Annotated in this window: 2 pseudogenes; one reads left to right on the top strand and one right to left on the bottom strand. The window is 70.7% G+C overall.

Annotated features, from left to right (window positions below):
• Positions 1 to 726, bottom strand: a pseudogene (locus AOK24_RS12845) (hydrolase); the annotation flags it as partial.
• Positions 727 to 1,190: 464 nt separating this feature from the next.
• Between AOK24_RS12845 and AOK24_RS12850 the strand changes: the two are divergent.
• Positions 1,191 to 1,661: pseudogene (locus tag AOK24_RS12850) on the top strand (right-handed parallel beta-helix repeat-containing protein); the annotation flags it as partial.

Here is a 1,661-nt window from a genome sequence, read left to right on the forward strand (position 1 = left end):
GCCGAGGGCGCCCTCGGCGAGGGCGGTGCCGAGGGCGGGGCCGTCGGTGAAGCAGGCGAGCTGGTCGGCGGTGTAGGCGCAGTGGCGGCAGCGGTCGAGGTGGCCGCGCAGGTCGGCGTCCATGCCGTCGCCTCGGCGGCTGGTGACGTCCAGGAGGCGGTCGTAGCGGTGGCACTCCTCCTCGACGGCGAGTTCGCGGTGCGACTGGAGGAGTTCCTCGCGCAGGCGCTCGCGGGAGCGGCGCAGTTCGACGCGGGCGGCCTCGGTCTCGAAGCCCAGCAGGGAGGCGGGGGCTTCGAAGGGTTCGGACTCGACCTCGATGTGCCACAGGAGGCAGCGGGAGGTCGGGGAGAGCCGCTGGAACGACCTCGACAGCAGGCGTCTGTTCAACGGCGGCAGCAGGCGGGCCGCGAGGACGTCGGTGTCCTCGACGCGCAGGCCGGGGTGGAGGAGGTCGCGGCGGCCGTCGGTGGACCACTCGGAGGCTATTCGGCGGACGGTGACCAGGAGATGGGGGCGCCAGGCTGCGGTGGGGCCGTCGTGGCTCAGGGACTCGCCGAAGAGGCGGGTGAAGGCCGCGGTGGTGAGCATGCCGGCGGCGCGGTCGCCGTCGGTGCACAGGCGCGCGTAGGTGAAGGCCGCTTCCCAGTGCCGGTCGAGGAGTTCGCCCACGGGGTGCAGTGCGGGCCCCGCTCCTTCCCAGCTTTTCAGTTCCGCGCTCAGCATTTCGTCCGTCGCGTTCGAACGCCGAGCCGAAGTGGGGGAATTCGGCTGACCCGCTTCTGTCACAGTTGGATTCCTCCCGGGGGAGATGCACGGAAATGGCCGGGGGCCTTCGTGCGGAAGTGGGGAACGCGTCTGGGCGCGTTGACAGACACACCTTTGCACAGGCCGTGGAGACGGAACAAGGGATCTTGCGGAACGGTGCGTGTTCTGTGGCCGCGGTCCCCGAAATGCTTTTCTTTTCAAGATGATTGTGGAGGGACTTCGCTGTTGCTTTCCGCCCGGGATGCCGGATTCCGGAGTGGGCGAATCGGCCGAAAGGTCGAGACGGCGTCAACTTCGGTCGCGGGATTCGCTACTCCAGGTGATCGGGGATGGCCGATCGGCCGATGTGGCGGGGTGGGGTCGGGCGGGACAGTGGAGGCGGGTTCATCTCGGCGGTGTCGGGTTCAGGGAGGCGGACGGTGATGGTGCGTACGGTGAACAGGGCGGGCGGGGTCGCGGCGCTCGTGCTGGCGGTCTTGGCGGCGGTGCTGACCGTGCCGGCTCAAGCGGCCGTCTCCGCCGTGCAGTTGTACGTCGCCCCGTGGGGCAGGGATTCCTGGCCGGGTACCTTCCGGCAGCCTTTCGCGACGCCGGGGCGGGCGCAGCGGGAGGCGCGGGGGCGGGGTCGTGCGGTGGTGAATCTGCGGGGCGGTACGTATGCGCTCAAGGCGCCGTTGCGGTTGACCGGGGCGGATTCCGGGGTGGTGTATCAGGCGTACGGGTACGGGAGTTCGCGGGCCGAGCGGGTGACGTTGAGCGGGGGCCGGGGTGTTTCCGGGTGGCGGCCCGACGGGCGGTTGAAGGGTGTGTGGCGGGCCGATGTCGGGGCCTTGGAGACGCGGCAGCTGTATGTGGAGGGGCGGCGTGCGGAGCGGTTCGCCGGGGGTGTCGGG

This window comes from Streptomyces niveiscabiei, assembly GCF_001419795.1.
Taxonomy (GTDB): Bacteria; Actinomycetota; Actinomycetes; order Streptomycetales; family Streptomycetaceae; genus Streptomyces; species Streptomyces niveiscabiei.